We start from the raw sequence: 22,815 nt of genomic DNA, 5'->3' as shown, positions 1-22,815 counted from the left end.
GCGGGCGTGGGCAGTGCCTTGAACAGCAGTACGGCCACCAACATATTGAACAAGCTGGGCGACATTGGCCAGGCTGGACGTGCCATGGTGCAAGCGGGTATCGGCAACATCGCCAGCCAGGGCATCATGACGGCAGCGGGTCTGCAGCATAGTTTCGATTGGCGTGGAGTGGCGGCGAGTGCCGCTGCCGCGGGTGTGGGATATGCAGCGGGCAAGGCCGCCAACTCCATGATGGGTTATGACCTCCAAAATGGATTTAATTGGAGCAAGCAGTTTGCGCATAACACCGTCTCAGGGATCGCATCGGGAGCGAGCTATGGCGCTCTGATGGGACGCGCACCGCATGCGGGACAACTGATAGCCGGCGCCGCCATTAGCGGAGCGATGGGGGCAAGTGAGATGGAGCAGCGGCTGATGGCTGCGCGTAGAGAGATGCTCTATGGACTGATGCCATCCGGCCAAGACGGTGGTAGCGGCATTCAGGCCAGCTCAGCGCAAGCGCAGAGCTGGGGGGCGCAGTTTGCGTCGGAACGAGATATGAATTGGCAACGCACCAGTTACAGCCTCACTGCAAATGGCACGCCGGAGTTGCCCTTGCAGATGGGAGCAAGCCCGCTCACAGATGTGGCTTCGCGTACGATCTGGAGCGATATTCCAGGGCAGGAATATATCCCTACGGTCGCTCATCGTTATGCCGATACGTTTGGCGGCGATGTGTTCGATGTTGGCGGTCCGGGAGCCATGCATCCCCGCTACAAGGGATTGACAGAAGCAGTCGGCAATGCGGTAGGAACAGCCGATGGCTTATTAGGCAAGCTGAACAAGCGACAGTGGACGACGCAAGATGAATATAATCGTGCGTTCAGCGACTTGAATCAGGCGCGTGCAGGACTGGCAGGAAGAGAAGACGCACAGGTCAATTGGGATGGCTATGCGTTGACGCAACGCACCGGCAGATTGGCGATGGAGGGCGAGCGCTATGGCTTCAGGCTTGATAACGCGCAACTCGCTTCGGCGTTTGATTCCATGTCCAGCAATCCGGTGGGAGAAAGTGTACCGTTGTCGGCTGGACGGGCTGGAGTTATGGTGCAAGCTCGGCGTAATGGCGGGATTACTAATTCGGCTGAGGCGGTGTTTGGGGCAAATAACGCTGCCGCTGTCGAAGCGCCATTTAGCAAGATTGTTCCGGGCGGAGGTCTGCAAGCTCATGAAACCGCCGGCGGCCATTTGATTCTTAAGCATGTTAGACAGACAGAGCAATCCTTAATGACACGCTTGACTAATGAGCCCAAAATTAGCGGATCATCGTCGTACTATGATCGAGCAATGGCTGAAAAGGCGGTATCACAGGCGTTGGACGCGAATCAATCAGCGATCTCAACCTGGCTGAACGGCTCAGCAGGTCGTCTGCGGATTGACTACACGCTCCCTGATCCTGTCGGCATTTCGGTTTCGCGCGGCGCAACGGGTGCTATTGACGTAAATTCGACTCGAACAATTCTTGTGCGCGATCCGTCAATGCCAACTGGATATAAAATTCTTACGGGATTCCCGACAACACCATGACCTTTGAAAAATTAGATGCGCTTGAACAGTTGCTTGGTTGCTACCTTCATCAGGATTGGCTGGATGAATTTGATGACGATGCCGCTGCGCTTCAGGCGATCCTTGAGTCTGAGCCGAAAGAGAAAATTGCGACCGGCGTTGGGGAGATTGATGCGCTGCTGGCCGCAGAGCTACTCGAAAACGATTTGAGAACGATCCTTGTTGATCAAGTCGGTTGTTACTTTGATCCAAGCTCGGAAGGGCTCACTTACAAACAGTGGCTGGGTCGAGTACGCAGTGCGTTTTTGGGAAGGTAACGCCGGCCGTACCCGCTCGTATCCCGGTTGGCATTCTTCGTATCTCGTCCGTATCCTGGTCGTATCCTAGTCGGGGCAACGAGGGGTTCGAGAACGGCTTTACGTAGCTGTCAAGAGAAGGGCCGCGATTGCGGCCCTTCGTTTGTCGGCAGTTTTTTACTCCCGCGTGATAACCAGGCAATCGGTCATCACGCGCGTGCGGATTCGCGACTGCGGTGTAAATCCGGCTTGTTGAAGCCACAACCCGCGCAATCGAATCCAGGGGATTTTAAATTTCGCCTCCGGGGCAAATAGCGCAGCGGCTGATGCGGCAGTGATTCGAACGAACGTTCTCAACAACATTGCGAACAGCCAAGCTGCACGAGCCTCTTCTGGCTTTGATATCCATCTAGCACGGACGGATCAAGTTCGTTGGGGATATACAGCCGACGAGTGGAAGATGAATGTACTGCCTAGCGGGACTAGAGTTTATGGTGGCATACCAGGACAGTCGTCTTATTACACTACCGAACAGGCATTAATCAATTCTGCTCTTAGTCGCGAATCTCTATTTCAAAGTCTACAGGTCAGTCCACATCCTATATTCGGATCTCACTGTTCCGTCAGGAATTGTCAAAGCAAATCCTGTCTTCGGACCGGGAGGCGCGACGCAATACTTCATTCGTGATTACAGCGATCAGTTGCAGTTAATTGAGAAAATAAATTTAAGGAAATGAAATGAGTAAGTCACCACATATAGACCTCGCCATAAAAATTTCTATTGCAAAAGGTAACATGATTAAAGAGACGTCAGAGGGCTGGTCGAAGGTACGGCGGGTTGTGCATATGACTAATCGGTTATCGGTCTCAGTACGAGAGGAAATTCAACGTCAGATCCCCACATTGCGTTATTGGTCTACAGATGAAACACCACACAATTTTGCTGAGGAAGGATTTATTTGTGATGAGCATCAAGTAGCAATTTCCTTCCCGCGATAGCCTAAGACGATGCAATTCAACCGCTTGATCCACAATTAAAGAAACCTAAATAATTTTTTGCAAAAGCTATATATGCGAGTGGGTGAAAAACTTAGCCCTTTTTGGCAGAACGTTGTTGTCATATTGCTGGTGATGGGTTACGGATTAAATTTCGTTTTTGCCATTTCCATTTTGTGGGGATGGCATACGATCAATTGGCTTGCTTGCATAGTTCTTATTACGATCGTAATTGAAGATCGGAAAGCCATAAGAGTTGCATTGACATCTATAGAGTCACGTTTTGCTGATCGTCTTTTTGCTTGGTATATCTTGCTTCTTGCATTTAATGCAGTGGCGATTAATGTCATTTGGTTTGTCTGTAAACGAATATAAGTTGAATGGGGCTTTTTGGGGAGTGTATGGGAACCGATTGATGACCTCCAATACACAGGAGAGTCGCCTCATGAACAGTGATCCGCTACGGAGCGCCGTACCATTTTAAGAGTTAGTTTTCGGCGTTAAATTTTCTTGGTCCAAAGGGACCTTTGAACGGTACAACGGCAATAAAAATATGGATAAGACTATCCTGTATTCCATTACAGTACCATGCACAAGAAGTCTTACGATTAAGGGGGCGATGAAATGAAGCGTCTGCGTTGGGCCCTAATCGCGCCTGGCTTTTTTCTTATTTCTTGCACTCATGCGAAATGCGTGTCCACAGATCAACTGGACTCTATCGCGAAGAAAACGTCCGAAATTTCCTCTAGCAACCATAAGTTCTTGGGAATTGATTCAACAAATAAATCATGTTGGTATCTCAGAAATTTGGCATTTAAAAATGGCCACGGACAACAGTCAATTCTCATCTACGATAATCATGGTATCTGTCTGGGTTGGTATAGAACTTCACTTGCAGAAAAAGCTGAATTGCTGAACATTGATTTAGTTATTCACGGATCAGACGGAGAAAAGTATGTGATTGACCTCTCAAAAGGGATTCCAAAATCAATCTTTTATGACGGTGAAATATCAGACATTGAAAAATGCGTTGATCGGAAACAATGAAGTCAACGATATCAATTCTGGATACGCGAACCTTTCGTGGAACCAGGCTATGTCCTGATCGCCAATGAAAACACCTCAGATTACTCAGAAGAATACGGTACGCCGCAACGCTTTACGGTGTCGCAGTTCCGTCAGGTCATGGCATTTTGGGAAGAATTTTTGGCCTTGGTCGACGAAAAAGGCGAGGAGGCATTAGTCGGCCAGAAATTCGAGCGCGAGCTTGTATAAAAACCCGGCAAGCGACATCAGGTTCCTGATGCCGCTTGCCCACCCGGCTCAATGGGCATCGTCGGGAAAAGTCATCTCCAACGCAGGTTGTGACAATCCCGACATATCACGCTAACCATTAAACACCCACAGCCCTTGACCGCTGCAGCGTCTGCAAAAACTCCCTGCACCACCAATGCACATCAAACTCGCGAATGCTGCTCATCAGCGCCGCATGCCGCTCGCGCCGCTCCGTCAGCGACATCTGCAAGGCGTGCTGGATCACCTGGGCGGTGCCATGGGTATCGTAGGGGTTGATGATGAGGGCTGCCTTCATCTGCTCGGCGGCGCCGGCGAAGCGTGACAGCACCAGCACGCCGGGGTCTTCTTCATCCTGGGCGGCGACGAATTCCTTGGCGACCAGGTTCATGCCGTCGCGCAGCGGCGTGACCAGCGCCACCGCACAGGCGCGGTACAAACCCGGCAGGCGGCGACGCGCGACGGTGCGGTGGATGTAGCGGATCGGCATCCAGTCGAAGTCGCCGAAATCGCCGTTGATGGAACCGCACAGGCTTTCCAGCTCGTGCTGGATATCGCCGTAGGCTTCGACATCCTCGCGGCTGGGCGAGGCGATCTGCAGCAGCGTGGCGCTGTGGCGGTTCTCCGGGTACAGGCGCAGCAGTTCGCGGAAGGCGCGGATGCGCTGCGGCAGGCCCTTGGAGTAGTCGAGGCGGTCGACGCCGATCAATAGCCGCCGGCGCGAATATTCCTGTTTGGTGCTTTCATAGGTGTCGCGCGCCTCCCTGGCGCGGCCCAGACGCTGGAAGTCGGCCACGTCGATGCCGATCGGGAAGGCGCCGGCGTGCACGGTGCTGTTGAAGGCGCGGTACTGGTTGGCGCCGACCGGTTCGGCGGTGGCTTCGGCCTGCACATATTGCGCGAAGTGCTGCAGGTCGGCATGGCTTTGGAAACCGACCAGGTCGTAAGCGAACAGCGCGCGCATGAGCCATTCGTGCGAGGGGATCGCCACCAGGATCGGCGGCGGCGGCAGCGGGATGTGCAGGAAGAAGCCGATGCGCGCCTCGCAGCCCATGGCGCGCAACTCGGCGGCCAGCGGGATCAGGTGGTAGTCGTGGATCCAGATGATGTCGTCGCGCTTGAGCAGCGGGAACAGCTTGCGCGCGAACAGCTGGTTCACGCGACGGTAGCCGCCCAGGTGGCCGGACTCGAATTTGGCCAGGTCGAGCCGGTAGTGGAATACCGGCCACAGCACGCCGTTGGCGTAGCCGCGGTAGTAAGCGTCATGGTCTTCCTGGCACAGGTCGAGCTCGGCCAGCGTCACCGTGCCGGCCTGGTGCACGCGCAGCTCGCCTTCGCCGGGCGTGCCTTGCTCCACCACCTTGCCGCTCCAGCCGAACCACATGCCGCCGGTCTTTCTCAAGGTCTCGCCCAGCGCCACCGCGAGCCCGCCGGCGGCAGGCTTGCGCGGATCGGCCAGGCGGTTCGATACCACCACCAATCTGCCCATCAGATCACCGCCTCCCACGATGCCGACAAGCGCATCGCACAATTGATAATGCCCACCATCGAATAGGTCTGCGGGAAATTGCCCCACATCTCGCGTGTGACCGGATGCGTGTCTTCAGACAACAGGCCGAGGTGGTTGCGCGCGTCGAGCATGGCATTGAAGATCTCGCGCGCCTGCTCTTTGCGGCCGATGCGCGCCAATGCATCGATGCGCCAAAACGTACAGATGTTGAACGCCGTCTCGGGCCGGCCGAAGTCGTCCGGCGCTTCGTAACGGCGCATGTAGGGGCCGTCGCACAGATATTTTTCCAATGCGTCGACGGTGGAGATGAAGCGCTGGTCGGTCGGCGCGATCAGGCCGACTTCGACCATCAATAGCACGCTGGCGTCGAGGTCGCGGCCGCCGAAACTTTCGGCGTAGGCCTGGCGCTGCTCATTCCAGGCTTCGGTCAGGATGCGCGCGCCGATTTCGTCGGCGCGGGCGCGCCAGTATTGCTTGCGCTCATCCAGGTCCAGCCGCGCGGCGATCTTGGCCAGGCGGTCGCAGGCAGCCCAGCTCATCAGCGCCGACGAAGTATGGATGCGCGAGCGCGTACGCAGCTCCCACATGCCGGCGTCGGGCTGGTCATAGACTTCATAGGCACGCTCGCCGACCGCCTCCAGATGCTGGAAATGCTCCGCGCCGGCGCGATGATGCAGGCGCATGTCGTGGAAGGCCTGCGCCGCGCCGAGCACGATGTTGCCGTAGACGTCGTGCTGGAAATGTTCGTAGGCCTGGTTGCCCACGCGCACCGGCGGGTAGTTCCGGTAACCGGGCAGATGGTCGAGGATCCGTTCGGGCAGCGCTTCTTCCAGGCCGATGCCGTACAGCGGCTGTACATGGCCGCCGCCGGAGCGCACCACCACATTGGTCAGCCAGCGCAGGTAGTCTTCCATGGTGCCGAGTTCGGACAGGCTGTTCAATGCGCGCACCACGAAGAACGCATCGCGCAGCCAGCAATAGCGGTAGTCCCAGTTGCGCTGGCTGCCGGGCGCCTCGGGCACGCTGGTGGTCATGGCGGCGATGATGGCGCCGGTGTCCTCGAACACCGACAGCTTGAGCGTGATGGCGGCGCGAATCACGGCGTCCTGCCATTCCAGCGGCGTAGCCAGCGCACGGCTCCAGTTGCGCCAATAGGCCAGCGTCTCCTGTTCGAAATCGCGCGCGGTGTCGTTGATGCCGCCATGCAGGGTTTCGTCGGGGCCGAGGATGAAGTTGAAGGGGCGGCTGACCACAAAGGCCGTCTCGCCGACGATATAGCTGATGGGCGCGTCGGTGTTCAGGCGCAGCGCCTGCCCATTGCCGACATAGCGGATGTGGTTGCTGCCGCGCGTTTCCAGCGGCACTTCGCGGCCCCAGTCGAACCTGGGACGCAAGATGACGCGCATGCGCGGCGCGCCCGATAGCGGGTGGATGCGGCGCACCACCTGCAATGGCCGGAAGAAGCGGCCGCGGCTATGGAAGCGCGGCGCCAGGTCGGTGATCTCGATGCCCTGCCCCAGCGTGTCGTACAGGCGCGTGCGCAGCACCGCGGTATTGGGTTCATACCATTGCTCGCTGTGCGAGAAATTCTCCAGCTGGAAAGCCCACAGACTGCCGTTGTCGCTGGGGTCGAGCAGCGCATTGAAGACCGGATCGCCGTCGAAGCGTGGCAGGCAGCACCAGACGATGCGCCCCATCTTGTCGACCAGCGCCGAGAAGGCGCAATTGCCGATCACGCCGAGCTCGAGGGAAGAAGTGGAGGGATTGTCGTGCGCCTGCGCCGCCAGGTGCGGCTGTTCGGAGTGCTGCGACTGGGAATGCGGCGATGGCTGGGGTTCTTGCTGCGGATCGGTACTTGGCTGGCTCATGGTTCCCTCATGCTCTGTTGTCCAGATTTCTTGGTGGAAGGCTGATGCGCTGCCGGGCTGCCGACGAGCCCTGGCGCATATGGCGACGAACTAAAGGGCGGCGGCCCGCTGTGGATCCAGCGCCTGGCGCAACAGGCCGAGCACGGCGGCCGGGTCGGCCACGCGCGCCAAAGCCTGGCTGGGCCCCGCCCCTACCTTGATGCCCAGGCCGTTCATGGTTTCCGATTGGACCACGGCGAAGCCGGCCTCATCGGTGATGTCGTCGCCGATGAATACCGGCCGCCGGCCGCGGAACGGCGGCTCATGCAAAAAGGCCGCGACGGCGTCGCCCTTGTTCACATGCGGCTTGGCCTCCACCACCATCTTGCCGTTGAGCATGGTGAAGCCGGGCTCGTGCTTCAGGGCATCGATCATGGTTTCGATGCAGCGCTGCTGAAGATGGGCGGCATGGCGATAGTGCAAGGCCAGCGCGCCGCGCTTGACCTCCAGCTGCAGGCCCTCGTGCGAATTGACCAGCGGCAGCAGCCGCTCGCGCAGGTGCTGCACATCGGCCACCGGCTGGGCGATGATGCGCCCATCGGCAGTGCGCCGCTCGGCCCCATGCACACCCGCCAGCGGCAAGCGCAGGGGGGCCAGGAAAAAGTCGAGCTGGTCCAGCGGGCGGCCGCTGACAATGGCCAGCGCACCGTTGGATGCTTGTTGTATCCGCTGCAAGAGCGTGATCAGTTCCGGCGGCACCACAATCGCTTCAGGCTGTGGCGCAAGATCGACCAGCGTGCCGTCGAAGTCCAGAAATAACGCATCGGCAGCAAAATCATAGTGGCGAGTTTGCTCAGTCATGCTCTTTCAGGTTAATGAGAAGCAAATAAGTTCCAATTGCTTATCGAACAACTTCACCTTCGTCTATCGAACCCTGGAAGCAAGCACGGCCGAGAAAGCCGGCTTTGCGCGTACGTACAGCCGCAGTTTCCGATATGCAGCAAGAACCCTGCCCGGCCTTGAGCCCAAAGGCCTGCGCACGAGAAATAAAAACGGCCGCGCGGCATTGCCGGGCGGCCGTGTCACGGACAGGCGGAAGATCAGGACTGGCTGCCGCCTTCGGACGCGCCGGCCAGCATCGGCGGCACCGGCGCCAGCAACTGCGGCATCAGGGAGCCGGCCACCATGCCGCCGATGCTGCACAAGAGGCCCATCAATTGCGGCGGCCAGAAACCTTCGGGCGCGGTGTATTCCAAAGTAATCCAGGACACCAGGCCCAACACCATGGCCATCAGCGCGCCCTGGCGGGTGGCGCGCTTCCAGTAGACGCCGAAGGCCAGCGGCACGAAGGCGGCCACCAGCGTGACCTTATAGGCGCTCTCCACCATCTGGTAAATGCTGGACTGGCTGCTCAGCGCCAGCCAGGTCACGCCCACTGTAAACACCAGCACCACGATACGCATCGAGAGCAGGAATTCGCGGTCGCTCTTCCACGGGCGGATTTCCTTGAGCACGTTTTCGGTAAAGGTCACCGACGGCGCCAGCAAGGTCGCGCTGGCGCAGCTCTTGATGGCCGACAGCAGCGCGCCGAAGAACATCACCTGGGCGAACACCGGCATCTTTTCCATGATCAGCGTGGGCAGCACCAGTTGGGAATCGGTCTCCAGCAACTTGGACACCATGCCCGGATCGATCAGCGTGGCCGAGTAAGCCAGGAAGATGGGGATGAAGACGAAGAAGAAATAAATCACGCCGCCCAGGATGGAGGCATTGCGGGCCACGTTTTCATTCTTGGACGACATCACGCGCTGGAACACGTCCTGCTGCGGGATGGAACCCAGCATCATGGTGATCCAGGCAGCAAAGAACCACAGCACCTCCCTGGCGTTGGGCGCCGGCCAGAATTCGAACTTGCCGGCATCGAACGCATGCTGGATCACCACCCCGGGGCCGCCGACCATGCCGGAGACTTCCCAGCCGATGTAGAGCATGCCGACCACCACGATGATCATCTGCAGGAAATCGGTGATCGCCACCGCCCACATGCCGCCCATCAAGGTATAGATCAGCACGCTGCCGGCGCCGATGATCATGCCCCAGTGCATGGGGATGTAACCGCCGGAAACGACATTGAACACCAGGCCCAGCGCCTTGATCTGCGCCGCCACCCAGCCCAGGTAGGAAATCACGATACAGATGGTGACCAGCATTTCGGCGGCGCGGCCGTAACGCTTCTTGTAATAGTCGCCGATGGTCAGCAGGTTCATGCGGTACAACTTCTTGGCGAAGAACATGCCGACCAGGATCAGGCACAGCGAAGAACCGAAGGGGTCCGCCACGATGCCGCGCAAACCTTCCTGCAGGAAGGTCGACGACACCCCGAGCACGGCCTCGGAGCCGAACCAGGTGGCAAACACCGTAGCGGTCACCACCGACATCGGCAGCGAGCGGCCGGCGACGGCATAGTCCTTCGAACTCTTGACGAACTTGGTGGCATACAGGCCGATGCCCACCGAAATGATCCAATAGAGAACGACGAACCAGAGGAGTGCATTCATGCCTTGATCCTTGCAATAAGCGCCTGCCATGAACAGGCGCCGAGGCCTTGGGGATAGAAGAAAAACGCGCATTATAGCGGCAACTCCGGCGCGAAAAGCCGCCCGCGGCTACACATTTACGCGTGGCTTGCCGATGGGCGCCAAGCGCCCAACAATTGGTTTGTCGATAAGCAAGAAACGCTCCCAGGCGAACGCCGGGAACAGGAACGATGGATCAGGGGAAATTCGGCCGCCGCGCCGCATCCGCGGCCGGCGGCAAGCTCAGGCGCCTTCGTTATTGCGCTCGTAGGAAGGGCAGCCATCCTTGCCCCATTTGCCGTTGCACAACTTCCACAGGCAGCCTTCGCGCGCAAACAGGGATAACGCGCGGCATTGCTGGACCTGTTCGGCCAGCGCAGGGGCGGCCGGGGTATCCACCACCACCGGCTGCGCGGGGGCGGCCTGCTGGACGCGCTCGGCCTTGGCGCGGGCGGCGGCCAATTGGGCTTCGGCTTCGCGGCGGCGCTGTTCGCGCAACGCCAGGGCGGCATCTTCGCGCCGGCGGCGGGCCTCGGCCGCGGCCCGCTTTTGCGCCAGCAATTGGGCTTTTTCTTCCGCTTCCTGCTGCAAGATGGCGATCTCGTCGCCACTCAGGGGCGCCCGGGATTCTGGCACCACGGCAGCAAGCGGCGCGGCCACGGGCGGTGCGGCTTGCTGTTTTCTCAACGAGGGCAAGTGCGGCGCCATCGGTTTCAAGGCGCGCTCCGGCCACGGCCATTGGGCGCTCCACCACAGGGCCAGGCCGATCGCGACCAAGGTCAGCAGCGAAACCGGCAAGGCGCGTTGCGGCGATGCCGCCGCGCCATGCGCCATCGGCTCGCGCCCATCGGGTAGCGCTACGGCAATCCTGGGCTCAGTCTGGGATTGCGGTTGGGGTTCCGGTTGGGGCTGGGGAATCGGCATTGCTGCCGGCACCGGCGCCGGCATGTGATCCGGCCGGCGTGCCGGCGCGTCGAAACGGCCAGGCGCATCCGCTTCGGCGGAAGTAACCACCGCGGCGGTCACCGCGGCAGCGGCGACGGCGGCGGCCGTGATCTGGGATGCGCGAATTTCGAGTTCATCGTCGGAAACGGCAGACATGGAACTGCCTGCCTCCTGCGGCACAGACGCACCGGCGCCGGCGTCGGCATGCGCATCGACGCCTACACCTTGATCGCGACCTTCCCCATTGCGATGCAGGGCCTGCATTGACTTCCCCTGTGTTCAGAACCTGTTCACGCTCCCGTCCGCGCCGTCCCGGCCGAACCGGACACCTCCCGTTCGTTTGTGTATGTTCTGCCCGGTCTCCTTGGTGGCCGATATCAACCTCGATACCGGCTTATTTCTGCGGGCGTATTTTTCAACGGGAGTTTATTTTGCGCTCAAATTTCCGAAAGGCAAATACAAAGAATGCAGGTGCGGCAAAATTTCTACATCCCGGTTCCAGGGCTTGTTGCGATGTCATGCGCGGGCGGCGTTGCCGCGCCGTCAACAAAAACAAACGGCAGCCGCGTCGCCGGGGCTGCCGTTTGCAATAACGTCAACAGATTACATCAGCCGACGATGCTTTCCAGGGCAAACAAGTCGGCCGGATTCTCACGCTGGCGGATCAGATGCGCACGCTCGCCATCGACCAGCACTTCGGCCGCGCGGCCGCGGCTATTGTAGTTGGACGCCATGGTCATGCCATAAGCGCCGGCCGACATCAGCGCCAGCAAATCGCCCTCTGCGATGGCCAGTTCGCGTGCGCGCGCCAGCCAGTCGCCGGATTCGCATACCGGGCCGACCACGTCGTAGACCTGGGCGTGGCCGGCGTTTTCCTTGACCGTCTTCACGCCATGCCAGGCTTCATACATGGCCGGGCGCATCAGGTCGTTCATGGCGGCGTCAACCACGGCAAAATTCTTGCCTTCGCCGTGCTTGAGGTATTGCACCTCGGTCAACAGCACGCCGGCGTTGCCGACGATCGAGCGTCCCGGCTCGAACATCACCTGGATCCGGCGGCCGCCGTATTTCTGCTTGCGCCAGGCGTCGACCCGGGCGAACACGCGCGCCAGGTAGTCGCCGACCGCGACCGGCTGTTCGTCGTCATAAACGATGCCGATGCCGCCGCCGATGTCGAGGTGGTGGATGGGGATGCCCTCCGCTTCCAGCGCATCGACCATTTCGATCACCTTGTCCAGCGCCTCCAGCAACGGCGAATCGTCCAACAACTGCGAGCCGATGTGGCAGTCGATGCCGACCACTTCGATGTTGGGCAAGGCGGCCGCGGTGCGATAGCAGTTGAGCGCATCCTCATAGGCCACGCCGAACTTGTTTTCCTTCAGGCCGGTGGAAATGTAGGGATGGGTCCGGGCGTCGACGTTGGGGTTCACGCGCAGCGAGATGCGCGCACGCTTGCCCAGTTCGCCCGCCACTTCGTTCAGGCGCGCCACCTCGGGGATGGACTCGACGTTGAAGCACAGGATGTCGTGCTCCAGCGCCAGCTTCATCTCGTCGCGGCCCTTGCCTACGCCCGAGAAAATCACCTTGCGCGCATCGCCGCCGGCGGCCACCACGCGCAGCAGCTCGCCGCCGGAGACGATGTCGAAGCCCGAGCCCAGCTTGCCCAACAGGTTCAGCACCGCCAGGTTGGAATTGGACTTGACCGAGTAGCACAGCAAGGCGCCATCCTCGCCCCGGCCGGCGGCGCGGCAGGCATCGGCGTAAGCCGAGAAATTCTCGACCAGCGCCGCCTTGGAATAGACGTAAAGCGGTGAACCGAATTGCGCGGCCAATGCCTGCAACGACACTTGTTCGGCGTGCAGCACGCCATTGCGATAGGAAAAATGGGACATGGAAGTCGGGGTGACGAAATCTGTTGGTTCGATCCGGCGGCGCCGGCGGGAAGTGCTTACTCGTTGCCGGCGGCCGGTTTGGACGCGGCGCCGGCAGTGCCTGCGGCCTGCGCCGCGGCGGGTTTTGCGGCATCCGGTTTGGGCGAAGTCTGGGCCAGCGGATCGGGCGGAATCTTGGGCATGTACAGCGGCCCCTTCTGGCCGCAGCCGGCCAGTATCAGGAGCAACGAAGAGGCTGCCAGCAAGGTCGCACGGCGAACGAGAGAATTGGGTGACTTCACGATAGAATGGAGGATTACTGAAAAATCTTGAGAATGCTTTGGAGTTTAGCATGACGGAAACGGAATTCCTGGACTTGGCCGACGCCACGCTCAATGCCATCGAAGGCGCGCTGGAAAAGGCCTGCGACGACGGCGACCTGGACGTCGAATGCAGCCGCAGCGGCAACGTCCTGGAAATCGAATGCATCGACAACGGCTCCAAGATCATCGTCAACAGCCAGGCGCCGATGCAGGAGCTGTGGATTGCCGCCCGCTCCGGCGGCTTCCACTACAAGTACGACGGCCAACGCTGGCTCAACACCCGCGACGGTTCCGAAATGTACGCCGCCTTGTCGGAAGTGGTCAGCAGCCAGAGCGGCGTGCAAGTCACTTTGCGGGCTTGATGCGCCCTATACTTGGATCTATTGCATCTCTTGCATCTTTCCCAACCTCAGCCACCTGACCCGAAGCCAGCAGCACCCATGCGCCGTTCTCTCTTTCCTACCCAACGGCACCCTGCCTTCCTGTTCCTGCAACGCGGCCTCGCGCGCCTGCGCTGGATCATCGTGCTGACGGTGCTGGCGGTGGCCGCCGCGCTGGGCCTGCCGCAACTGGTTTCGCGCATCAGCCACGACCACAGCCCGCAAACGCAAGCGGCCGAATCGGCCATGCGCGACATCAGCGCCGGCCTGGAGCAATACCGCAAGGACAACGGCCGCTACCCCAGCACCCAGCAAGGCCTGCTGGCGCTGGTGATCAAGCCGGCGCGCGCGCCGGTGCCGGCCAACTGGCCCATCGGCGGCTACGTCGAACGCCTGCCGCGCGATCCCTGGGGCAATCCCTACCAATACGGCGCGGACGAAGACGGCGCCAGCTACCAATTGTTCTCTTTCGGCGAAGCCGGCCCTGACGGCGGCGAAGACGACGCCCATGTGATCCGCCTGCACTGAAGGCAACACTGACCCGATCCTGCCGCGGCCACTGGCCGCTTTTTTTTCGCCCTCGCATTCTCATTGGGCAATAAATCACTCGCATCTAGCATGGTGGCCATATTGCCATCAAGCCTCTCCCTCCAAATCTTTTCCTGTTGTTGCGCGCACGCACTCACTCGCAAAATCCTTACATCTATTTACAGTTAATCAGTAACATTAATCAAAATAATTCCCATTAACTAACCAAATAAATACGACATCCCATGAAGTTCCGCCTCAAGCCCGGCCGCCTCGCTGTGCTGGCCGCCCTCTCCGCCGGCGCCATCTCCTCCCCCGGTTTCGCCCAAAGCACCGACAGCCTGCCCCAGGTGCAGGTCAGCGGCTCGCGCACCAGCGACAGCTATGTCGCGCCGACCGCCGTCAGCGGCACCAAGAGCGAAGCACCGCTGCGCGATATCCCGCAGACCATTAACGTAGTGCCGGCGCAAGTGATCAAGGACCAGAACGCCACTTCGCTGCAGGATGTGCTGAAGAACGTGCCGGGCCTGGGCCTGTCGACCGGCGACGGCCAGCGCGACCAGGTGTTCATCCGCGGCTTCACCGCCATCGGCGACCAGTTCGTCGACGGTTTCCGCGATGACGCGCTGTATTTCCGCGATCTCTCCAACGTCGAGACGCTGGAAGTCATCAAGGGCCCGGCGGCCGTGCTGTACGGCCGCGGCTCCTCGGGCGGCCTGATCAACCGCGTGACCAAGAAGCCGGGCGTGGATGTGTCCGACGTCAGCTTCACCGCCAACAGCACCGCCGGCCGCCGCGCCGAACTGGATCTGGGCCGCAGCGCGGGTGACGGTGCAGTGTCGTGGCGCCTGACTGGCGCGGTCGAACGCGGCGACAGCTACCGCGCCCAGCAATTCATCGACCGCACCGCGATCGCGCCGTCGATGGAACTGCGCTTCTCCGCCGATACCAAGCTGCTGCTGCAGGCCGATTACCTGGAAGACCGTCGCGTGATGGACTTCGGCATCCCGTCGTACAAGGGCCGTCCGGTCAGCGTCGATCCGGGCACCTACTATGGCGCGGCCAACGCGCGCGACGCCGACTTCGTGCAGTCGCGCGTGGCCTCGACCTCAGCCGTGTTCTCTCATCGCATCAACGAATCGCTCTCGTTCAGGAACAACTTCCGCTATTACGACTATCACCTGAATCGTAACCCGACCAACATCAGCGGCAACGTCGACGAAGTCCATCAGACGATGACCCTGAACCACTCCAAGCTCGTCCGCGATGAGAATGGCTGGTTCAACCAGAGTGAACTGACACAAAAGCTGCAACTGGGCGGCATGAAGCACGAAATCCTGTATGGCGTTGAATTTGGCAGCCAGAGCAAGGATGCCTACACCTATAACGGCGTCACCGTAGCCACCGGTGTAAACATCTTCAACCCAGTGCTGCCAGTCGTGAATCCGAACGTCCTCGGCGCGCTGACCAGCACCTACGGCACCTACAACACCTTCGGCGGCTACCTGCAGGACAACATCGCCTTCAACGAGCAATGGAAGGCCCTGGTCGGCCTGCGCTACGATAGCTTCGAGCAGAAAGCGCGCATCGTCGGCGGCAGCGCGCCGGGCAGCCTGGCGCGCACCGATACCGCCTTCAGCCCGCGCGTGGGCCTGGTGTGGCAGCCGACCGAAACCCAGTCCTACTATGCCTCGCTGAGCAAGTCCTTTCAGCCGTCCGGTGAAAACTTCGCGTTGGCCGTCAACAACGCTGACCTGGCACCCGAGACCACCCGCAATACCGAAATCGGCGCAAAGTACGACCTGCTCGACGGCCGCGCCAGCGCCACGATCTCGGTGTTCCGCCTCGAACGCGACAACATCAAGACCGCCGACCCGACCAACAACAATCGGCTGATTCCCGTCGGCACGCAGCGCACCGACGGCGCCGAGTTCACCCTCAGCGCCGACCTCAAGGGCGGATGGAAGGTGATGGCCGGCTATGCCTACCTGGATGCCGTCATCACCGATTCAACGGCATTCGACACCAGTGCGCCGGGCGCCGGCCGCGTGTCGGTCAAGGGCAAGAACGCCACCCTCACGCCCAAGCACAGCGCCAACCTGTGGCTGACCAAGGATCTGGGCAGCGGCTTCACCGTCGGCGGCGGCGCCAATGCCGTGGGTGCGCGCTTCGCCAACCCCGGCAACACCGTCACCCTGCCCGGCTACGTGACGGCCGACGCGATGGCGGCCTACCGCACCGCCAAGTACGACATCCAGCTCAATATCGGCAACATCTTCAACACCGGCTACATCGTCTCAGGCCACGGCTCCAGCCCCAACTTGAGTCTGCCGGGCGCGCCGCGCAATGTGGCGCTGACCCTGCGCTATCACATGTAAGCACCGCAATGGCAGGCAATAAAAAACGCCGCAGGAACAATCCTGCGGCGTTTTTTCTTTGATGCTGCAACGAAACGGCTGGCTACTTTTCTTCGCCACCCGTCAGTTTCTTCAACAGTTCCGACTTGAGCTGCTGCCGCTCGCCCGACTGGCTCTTGCGATGCGGCCCGGCGCCGCCGGCGCGCTGCTGCGCGGCGATGGCGACCGGATTGCGCGGCTTGGATGCGCGCTGTGAGGGCTCCACACGGAAACTCAGCTTCTGCCGCGTCGCCAGTCCCTTGTTGGCCATCGCCCCGTTCTCCCCGCGCCTTACAACACGTAGCGCGACAAGTCTTCGTTGACCGCCAGTTCGCCCAGGCGCTCGTTGACGTAGGCCGCGTCGATGGTGAATCCGCCCACGCCGGCTTCGCCCGCGGTGAAGGAGATCTCTTCCAGCAGCTTTTCCATCACCGTGTACAGGCGGCGGGCGCCGATGTTCTCGGTCTTCTCGTTGACCGAGTAGGAAATCTCCGCCAGGCGCTTGATGCCGCTGTCGGCGAACTCGATCTGCACGCCTTCGGTGGCCAGCAAGGCCTGGTATTGCTTGGTCAGGCAGGCGTCGGTGCCGGTCAGGATGCGCTCGAAGTCGGCGATCGACAGCGAGTCCAGCTCGACGCGGATCGGGAAGCGCCCCTGCAACTCGGGGATCAGGTCCGACGGCTTGGACAGGTGGAACGCGCCCGAGGCGATGAACAGGATGTGGTCGGTCTTGATCATGCCGTACTTGGTGTTGACGGTCGTGCCTTCCACCAGAGGCAGCAGGTCGCGCTGCACGCCGGCGCGCGAGACGTCGGCATTGCCGTTCTGCGAGCGGGTGGCGATCTTGTCGATCTCATCCAGGAACACGATGCCGTTCTGCTCGACGTTGGCGATCGCCTTCTTCTTCAGCTCGTCCTCGTTGACCAGCTTGGCGGCTTCTTCGTCGATCAGGAACTTCATGGCTTCCTTGATCTTGACCTTGCGCGCCTTCTTGCGCTGGTTGCCCAGGCCCGAGAACATCGACTTGATCTGCTCGGTCATCTCTTCCATGCCCGGCGGCGCCATGATTTCCATCTGCGGCGCGCCTTCGGCCAGCTCGATCTCGATCTCGCGATCATCCAGCGCACCCTCGCGCAGGCGCTTGCGGAAGGTCTGGCGGGTGGTGTTCTTTTCGTCCTTCTCGGCCCCGCCGCTGCCGCTGCCGCCTTCCGGCGTGAAACCGAAGTCGCGCGCCGGCGGCAGCAGGATGTCGAGGATGCGATCTTCGGCGGCATCCTCGGCGCGGGCGCGCACCTTGCGCACTTCCACTTCGCGGGTCTGCTTGATGCCGATGTCGACCAGGTCGCGGATGATGGTGTCGACGTCGCGGCCGACATAGCCGACCTCGGTGAACTTGGTCGCTTCGATCTTGATGAAGGGCGCGTCGGCCAGCTTGGCCAGGCGGCGCGCGATCTCGGTCTTGCCCACGCCGGTGGGGCCGATCATCAGGATGTTCTTGGGCGTGATCTCGTGGCGCAGCGGCTCCTCGACCTGCTGGCGGCGCCAGCGGTTACGCAGCGCGATGGCCACCGCGCGCTTGGCGCGGCCCTGGCCGACGACGTGCTTGTCGAGTTCGGAAACGATTTCGTTGGGAGTCATGTTCATGGCAATGTTCTTTTCGCTGAGGCGGTTCATCGGGTGAAAAAGGAACCGGGAGGCAAGCCTGCCCTGCCCGGCCCAAGCTCTCGCTCACCTTATTCGAGCGTTTCGATGATGTGGTTCAGGTTGGTGTAGATGCACAGCTCGCCGGCAATGGTCAGCGACTTCTTGACGATCTCGGCCGGCGACAGGTCGGTGTTTTCCTGCAGCGCCTTGGCGGCCGACTGCGCGTAACTGCCGCCCGAACCGATGGCGCCGATGCCGTCGTTGGGTTCCAGCACGTCCCCGTTGCCGGTGATGACCAGCGTCGCGTCCTTGTCGGCGCACAGCAGCATCGCCTCCAGGCGGCGCAGCATGCGGTCGGTGCGCCAGTCCTTGGCCAGTTCGACCGAGGCGCGCATCAGGTTGCCCTGGTGCTTTTCCAGCTTGGCCTCGAACAGGTCGAGCAGCGTGAAGGCATCGGCCGTGCCGCCGGCGAAGCCGACCAGGACCTTGCCGTGGTACAGCTTGCGCACCTTGCGCGCGGTGCCCTTCATGACGATGTTGCCGAGCGTCACCTGGCCATCGCCGCCCAGCGCGACCTGGTTGCCGCGGCGGACGGAAAGGATGGTGGTGCCGTGAAATTGTTCCATGCTTGCCTCTGTTCAATATGTGCGTTGTGTGCTGCCTGCGGATGCCGGACCGCCCCTCGTCCCATTCGGGCGGGGCCAGGCCGTCCGCGTTTTTTCGAGATGGGGTTGGTCGGGCGGATTGCAAGGCATTGCCTAAATGTCATCGGAGGACGGTATTTTACGCCCGCAATAAAAACGGGCGCCGCGGCATCGCTGCCGAAGCGCCCGCGCAAGGGCGAACCGTGGGTGCTACGCCTTACACCGGGATCGTCATCAGGCTGGCGTTGCCGCCGGCCGCGGTGGTGTTGACGCACAGCGCGCGCTCGGCCAGCAGGCGCCATAGCGGGATCGCCGTGTCTTCGCTGCACACGATGATAGGCACCAGCGCGCCGTCACGAATGGCCAGCTTGCCGCGCCAGGCTTGCGCCGCATGGCTGTCCACCAGCGCCGCTTGCAGCGGCTCGCCTTCCAGCTTGTCCGACTGGCGGATGGCGGCGCGCACCTGCTGCGGCAGGCCGGCCGGGATGAAGGCGGCGCTGGCCGCATCGACCAGCACCGTGTTGCCGGTGGCCAAAGCCGCAGCCAACTGGTTCAACAACGTGCCGACGCTGCCGGCCACGCACAGCACCAGCCCGCGCGGGGCGAAGGCCAGGGTGTTGCGCTCGCCGGTCGGGCCGGGCAACAGCAGGCTGCGCTGCAGCAGGCTGTCGCCGTGGTAACGCTGGCCGGCGGCGGCCAGGCGCTCATGGCCGTGGGTCCTGGCCCAGTGCAGCAGGCTGTCCAGCAAGGCATTGGCGACCACTGCCGGTTGCGCCTTGGTCAATTCTTCCTGCAACTGCGGATTGCGTTGCAGGCGCTTGAGATAGAGCGGCCCGCCGGCCTTGGGGCCGGTGCCGGACTTGCCTTCGCCGCCGAAGGGCTGCACGCCCACCACGGCGCCGACGATATTGCGGTTGACGTAGATGTTGCCCACGTGCGCCCGCCCGGCCACGAAATCGATGGTCTCGTCGATGCGCGAATGCACGCCCAGGGTCAGGCCGTAGCCGGTGGCGTTGATGGCGTCGACCAGTTGCGGCAACTGGTCGCGACGGTAGCGCAGCACATGCAGCACGGGGCCGAACACTTCGCGTTGCAACTGGTCCAGGCGGTCGATCTCGATCACCGTCGGCGGCACGAAGGTGCCGTGCTCGCAGGCGTCGTCCAGCTTCAACTGGTGCACCGAGCGGGCGCTGCCGCGCATGCGTTCGATGTGGGCCAGCAGGTTGTGCTGCGCCTCGGCGTCGATCACCGGGCCGATGTCGGTGGCCAGGCGGTCGGGGCGGCCCACGCGCAGTTCGGCCATGGCGCCCTTGAGCATGTCGATCGTGCGCTCGGCGATGTCTTCCTGCAGGCACAGCACGCGCAGCGCCGAGCAGCGCTGGCCGGCGCTGTCGAAGGCGGATGACAGCACGTCCACCACCACCTGCTCGGCCAGCGCGCTGGAGTCGACGATCAGCGCGTTCTGGCCGCCGGTCTCGGCGATCAGCGGCACGTCGCCGTGCTCGCCGTTCTCTCCATGATTGCGTTTTGCCAGCGTGCGATTGATCAACTGGGCGACTTCGGTGGAGCCGGTGAAGATCACGCCCTTGACGCGCTCGTCCGAGGTCAGCGCGGCGCCGACGCTCTCGCCGCGGCCCGGCAGCAGTTGCAGCGCGGCGCGCGGCACGCCGGCTTCATGCAGCAATTGCACGGCGCGGTGCGCGATCAGCGCGGTCTGCTCGGCCGGCTTGGCCAGCACCACGTTGCCGGCGGCCAGCGCGGCGCTGACTTCGCCGATGAAGATGGCCAACGGGAAGTTCCACGGGCTGATGCACACCACCGGCCCCCAGGCCAGCGCATTGCCGTCATGGCGCGAGGCAATGGCGTAATAGCGCAGGAAGTCCACCGCCTCGCGCACCTCGGCAATCGCGTTGGGCAGCGACTTGCCGGCTTCGCGCACGGCCAGCGCCATCAGTTCGGCGATGTTGGCTTCCAGCAGGTCGGCCGCGCGCTCCAGCAGCGCGGCGCGCTCAGCGGCCGGCGTGGCTTGCCATTGCGGCGCGAATCCGGTGGCGGCAGTGAGCGCGGTTTCGACATCCGGCAATGTCGCTTCGATGACCCCGCCTACCACTTCGCGGCGGTCGGCCGGATTGCGCACGGCCTGTTTTTCAGTGGCGGCGACTTCCCCCGCGATCAGCGGCGCGGCTTGCCATTGGCGCTCGACCATGCGGCCGAACAGTTGGTCCAGCTGGCGCAGGCGGTCTTCGTTGGAGAGGTCGATGCCGGCCGAATTCTTGCGCTCCTGCCCGTACAGCTTGTGCGGCAAGGCGATGGCCGGGTGCGGCAGCCCGCCCTGGGCGCGCACGGTATCGATGGGGTCGGCCACCAGCGTGTCCAGCGCCACGGCTTCGTCGACGATCTGGTTGACGAAGGACGAGTTGGCGCCGTTCTCCAGCAGGCGGCGCACCAGGTAGGCCAACAGCGTCTGGTGCGAACCGACCGGCGCGTAGACGCGGCAAGCCTTGCCCAGCTTGTCCTGGCCGACCACCTGGTCGTACAGGGTCTCGCCCATGCCGTGCAGGCACTGGAATTCGTAGTCGTCGATGTTGTGCAGCCTGGCCCAGTTCCAGATCGCCGCCAGCGTGTGCGCGTTGTGCGTGGCGAACTGCGGATAAATGACGTCGGTGGCGGCCAGCAGCTTTTGCGCGCAAGTCAGGTAAGAGAGGTCGGTGTGCACCTTGCGGGTGTAGACCGGATAGCCTTCCAGGCCGTCGACCTGGGCGCGCTTGATTTCGCTGTCCCAGTAGGCGCCCTTGACCAGGCGGATCATCAGACGGCGGCCGTTGCGGCGCGCCAGGTCGACCAGGTAGTCGATCACGAACGGGCAACGCTTCTGGTAGCCCTGCACCACAAAGCCCAGGCCATCGAAACCGGCCAGATCGGGGTCGGCCGCCAGCGCTTCCATCATGTCCAGCGACAGCTCCAGGCGGTCGGCTTCCTCGGCGTCGATGTTCAGGCCGATGTCGTATTGCTTGGCCAGCAGCAGCAGTTGCTTCAGGCGCGGCAGCAGCTCCGCCATCACGCGCGATTGCTGGGCGCGCGAATAGCGCGGGTGCAGCGCCGACAGCTTAACCGAGATGCCCGGGCCATCCTTGATGCCGCGGCCGTTGGAGGCGCGGCCGATGGCGTGGATCGCGTCCTCGTAGGATTGGTAATAGGCATCGGCGTCGTGCATGGTCAGTGCCGCCTCGCCCAGCATGTCGTAGGAATAGCGGTAGCCGCGCTTCTCGTTGTCGCGGCTGTTGTCCAGCGCTTCCGCGATGGTCTGGCCGGTGACGAACTGATTGCCCAGCATGCGCATGGCCAGGTCCACGCCCTTGCGGATCAGCGGCTCGCCGCCACGGCCGATCAGGCGCGTGATGGCCGAGCTCAGGCTGCTTTCGCTATTGGTGGAGACCAGTTTGCCGGTGATCAACAGGCCCCAGGTGGCGGCATTGACGAACAGCGACGGCGACTCGCCCAGGTGCTTGCGCCAGTCGCCCTTGCTGATCTTGTCGGCGATCAGGCGGTCGGCGGTCTGGCGATCCGGGATGCGCAAGAGCGCCTCGGCCAGGCACATCAGCGCCACGCCCTCTTCGGAAGACAGCGAGAATTCATGCATCAGCGCATCCACGCCGGAAGAACGCGTGCGCTTCTCGCGCACTTGCTGCACCAGCTTTTTGGCCAGTTGCTGCGTCTGCTCCTGCCAGGACGCCTGGCTTTTGACCTGGCCCAGCAGCCATTGCACCGCTTCCGGTTCGTCGCGGCGATAGGCGGCGGTGATGGCCGCGCGCAGGGCGCAGGGAGCGTGCCGCACCTCGGCATGGAAGGCGCCAAAAGGCAGGCCGGAGGAAGAAACAGGGGCGTCAGCCGTGGTGGCGGTCGGGGCGGCGGTGGTCATGGATGGACTGGAAATGTCAGTAAATGCCGGTGAATTGGAAGCGGTTTGCGCATCCGGATTCTATGCGGGAACAACCAATATTAATTCTGTATTTGATCAGAA

20 protein-coding genes and 1 pseudogene are annotated in these 22,815 nt (G+C 61.9%); 9 read left to right on the top strand and 12 right to left on the bottom strand.

Annotated features, from left to right (window positions below):
* On the top strand, window positions 1–1,566 hold a 1,566-nt coding region (locus AC07N6_RS23110), incomplete at its 5' end, for an RNase A-like domain-containing protein (RefSeq protein WP_494783458.1).
* Window positions 1,563–1,862 (top strand): contact-dependent growth inhibition system immunity protein, encoded by a 300-nt coding sequence (locus AC07N6_RS23105; protein WP_494783459.1) that lies wholly within the window; start codon window positions 1,563–1,565, stop codon window positions 1,860–1,862. The genes AC07N6_RS23110 and AC07N6_RS23105, both read left to right, overlap by 4 nt.
* A gap of 156 nt (window positions 1,863–2,018) precedes the next feature.
* On the opposite strand, the gene AC07N6_RS23100 is transcribed toward AC07N6_RS23105, so the two are convergent.
* Window positions 2,019–2,204 (bottom strand): SymE family type I addiction module toxin, encoded by a 186-nt coding sequence (locus tag AC07N6_RS23100; RefSeq protein WP_494783460.1) that lies wholly within the window; start codon window positions 2,202–2,204, stop codon window positions 2,019–2,021.
* On the opposite strand from AC07N6_RS23100, the pseudogene AC07N6_RS23095 reads away from it, so the two are divergent.
* The 4 genes and pseudogenes from AC07N6_RS23095 (at window position 2,176) to AC07N6_RS23080 (ending at window position 4,112) form a co-directional block, all read left to right on the top strand.
* Window positions 2,176–2,578 (top strand): annotated as a pseudogene (locus tag AC07N6_RS23095) (hypothetical protein). The gene AC07N6_RS23100 and the pseudogene AC07N6_RS23095 sit on opposite strands and share 29 nt — an antisense overlap.
* Window position 2,579: 1 nt before the next feature.
* Entirely contained in the window at window positions 2,580–2,840 is a 261-nt protein-coding gene (locus AC07N6_RS23090) for a hypothetical protein (protein WP_494783461.1), read from the top strand.
* A gap of 690 nt (window positions 2,841–3,530) precedes the next feature.
* A complete protein-coding gene (locus AC07N6_RS23085; RefSeq protein WP_494783462.1) occupies window positions 3,531–3,884 on the top strand; it encodes a hypothetical protein in 354 nt (117 codons plus the stop codon).
* Window positions 3,885–3,920: 36 nt separating this feature from the next.
* Window positions 3,921–4,112: a hypothetical protein gene (locus tag AC07N6_RS23080; protein ID WP_494783463.1), complete on the top strand. Its 192-nt coding sequence runs from the start codon at window positions 3,921–3,923 to the stop codon at window positions 4,110–4,112.
* A 118-nt stretch (window positions 4,113–4,230) separates the two neighbouring features.
* Here the strand turns inward: AC07N6_RS23080 and otsA are convergent, their stop codons facing one another.
* From otsA to lptM, 7 genes are all read right to left on the bottom strand, one after another.
* Complete coding sequence (gene otsA, locus AC07N6_RS23075) at window positions 4,231–5,619, bottom strand: alpha,alpha-trehalose-phosphate synthase (UDP-forming) (RefSeq protein ID WP_494783464.1); 1,389 nt, start codon at window positions 5,617–5,619, stop codon at window positions 4,231–4,233.
* On the bottom strand, window positions 5,619–7,508 hold the full coding sequence (locus AC07N6_RS23070; protein WP_494783465.1) for a glycoside hydrolase family 15 protein: 1,890 nt from the start codon (window positions 7,506–7,508) through the stop codon (window positions 5,619–5,621). The genes otsA and AC07N6_RS23070 overlap by 1 nt, the downstream gene beginning before the upstream one ends.
* A gap of 90 nt (window positions 7,509–7,598) precedes the next feature.
* Complete coding sequence (otsB, locus tag AC07N6_RS23065; RefSeq protein ID WP_494783466.1) at window positions 7,599–8,348, bottom strand: trehalose-phosphatase; 750 nt, start codon at window positions 8,346–8,348, stop codon at window positions 7,599–7,601.
* A gap of 239 nt (window positions 8,349–8,587) precedes the next feature.
* Window positions 8,588–10,045, bottom strand: a complete 1,458-nt coding sequence (locus tag AC07N6_RS23060; protein ID WP_494783467.1) for a high affinity choline transporter 1 — start codon at window positions 10,043–10,045, stop codon at window positions 8,588–8,590.
* 261 nt (window positions 10,046–10,306) lie between these two features.
* The gene (locus AC07N6_RS23055) at window positions 10,307–11,164 is read right to left on the bottom strand and encodes a phage tail protein (RefSeq protein ID WP_494783468.1); all 858 of its coding nucleotides are present in this window, start codon (window positions 11,162–11,164) and stop codon (window positions 10,307–10,309) included.
* A 452-nt stretch (window positions 11,165–11,616) separates the two neighbouring features.
* Window positions 11,617–12,900 (bottom strand): diaminopimelate decarboxylase, encoded by a 1,284-nt coding sequence (gene lysA, locus AC07N6_RS23050; RefSeq protein WP_494783469.1) that lies wholly within the window; start codon window positions 12,898–12,900, stop codon window positions 11,617–11,619.
* A gap of 56 nt (window positions 12,901–12,956) precedes the next feature.
* Window positions 12,957–13,181 carry an LPS translocon maturation chaperone LptM gene (gene lptM, locus AC07N6_RS23045; RefSeq protein WP_494783470.1) on the bottom strand — a complete coding sequence of 75 codons (225 nt, stop codon included), beginning with the start codon at window positions 13,179–13,181 and terminating at the stop codon, window positions 12,957–12,959.
* Window positions 13,182–13,231: 50 nt separating this feature from the next.
* Between lptM and cyaY the strand changes: the two genes are divergently transcribed.
* From cyaY to AC07N6_RS23030, 3 genes are all read left to right on the top strand, one after another.
* Window positions 13,232–13,564 (top strand): iron donor protein CyaY, encoded by a 333-nt coding sequence (cyaY, locus tag AC07N6_RS23040; RefSeq protein WP_494783471.1) that lies wholly within the window; start codon window positions 13,232–13,234, stop codon window positions 13,562–13,564.
* Window positions 13,565–13,642: 78 nt separating this feature from the next.
* The gene (gene gspG / locus AC07N6_RS23035) at window positions 13,643–14,110 is read left to right on the top strand and encodes a type II secretion system major pseudopilin GspG (protein ID WP_494783472.1); all 468 of its coding nucleotides are present in this window, start codon (window positions 13,643–13,645) and stop codon (window positions 14,108–14,110) included.
* A 245-nt stretch (window positions 14,111–14,355) separates the two neighbouring features.
* A complete protein-coding gene (locus tag AC07N6_RS23030; protein ID WP_494783473.1) occupies window positions 14,356–16,488 on the top strand; it encodes a TonB-dependent receptor in 2,133 nt (710 codons plus the stop codon).
* An 82-nt stretch (window positions 16,489–16,570) separates the two neighbouring features.
* Here AC07N6_RS23030 and AC07N6_RS23025 read toward each other — a convergent pair whose 3' ends face one another.
* From AC07N6_RS23025 to putA, 4 genes are all read right to left on the bottom strand, one after another.
* Window positions 16,571–16,777, bottom strand: a complete 207-nt coding sequence (locus tag AC07N6_RS23025; RefSeq protein ID WP_494783474.1) for a hypothetical protein — start codon at window positions 16,775–16,777, stop codon at window positions 16,571–16,573.
* Between the two features lie 20 nt (window positions 16,778–16,797).
* Window positions 16,798–18,150 carry an ATP-dependent protease ATPase subunit HslU gene (gene hslU / locus AC07N6_RS23020; RefSeq protein WP_494783475.1) on the bottom strand — a complete coding sequence of 451 codons (1,353 nt, stop codon included), beginning with the start codon at window positions 18,148–18,150 and terminating at the stop codon, window positions 16,798–16,800.
* 89 nt (window positions 18,151–18,239) lie between these two features.
* Window positions 18,240–18,776, bottom strand: a complete 537-nt coding sequence (gene hslV, locus AC07N6_RS23015; RefSeq protein ID WP_088752707.1) for an ATP-dependent protease subunit HslV — start codon at window positions 18,774–18,776, stop codon at window positions 18,240–18,242.
* Between the two features lie 235 nt (window positions 18,777–19,011).
* The gene (gene putA / locus AC07N6_RS23010) at window positions 19,012–22,713 is read right to left on the bottom strand and encodes a trifunctional transcriptional regulator/proline dehydrogenase/L-glutamate gamma-semialdehyde dehydrogenase (RefSeq protein ID WP_494783476.1); all 3,702 of its coding nucleotides are present in this window, start codon (window positions 22,711–22,713) and stop codon (window positions 19,012–19,014) included.
* Window positions 22,714–22,815: the final 102 nt, after the last annotated feature.

The sequence above is a fragment of the Herbaspirillum sp. GW821-FHT09A12 genome (genome assembly GCF_059418325.1).
Note: the sequence above shows the minus strand (reverse complement) of the source record. Positions and strands in the feature narration are given on the sequence as shown.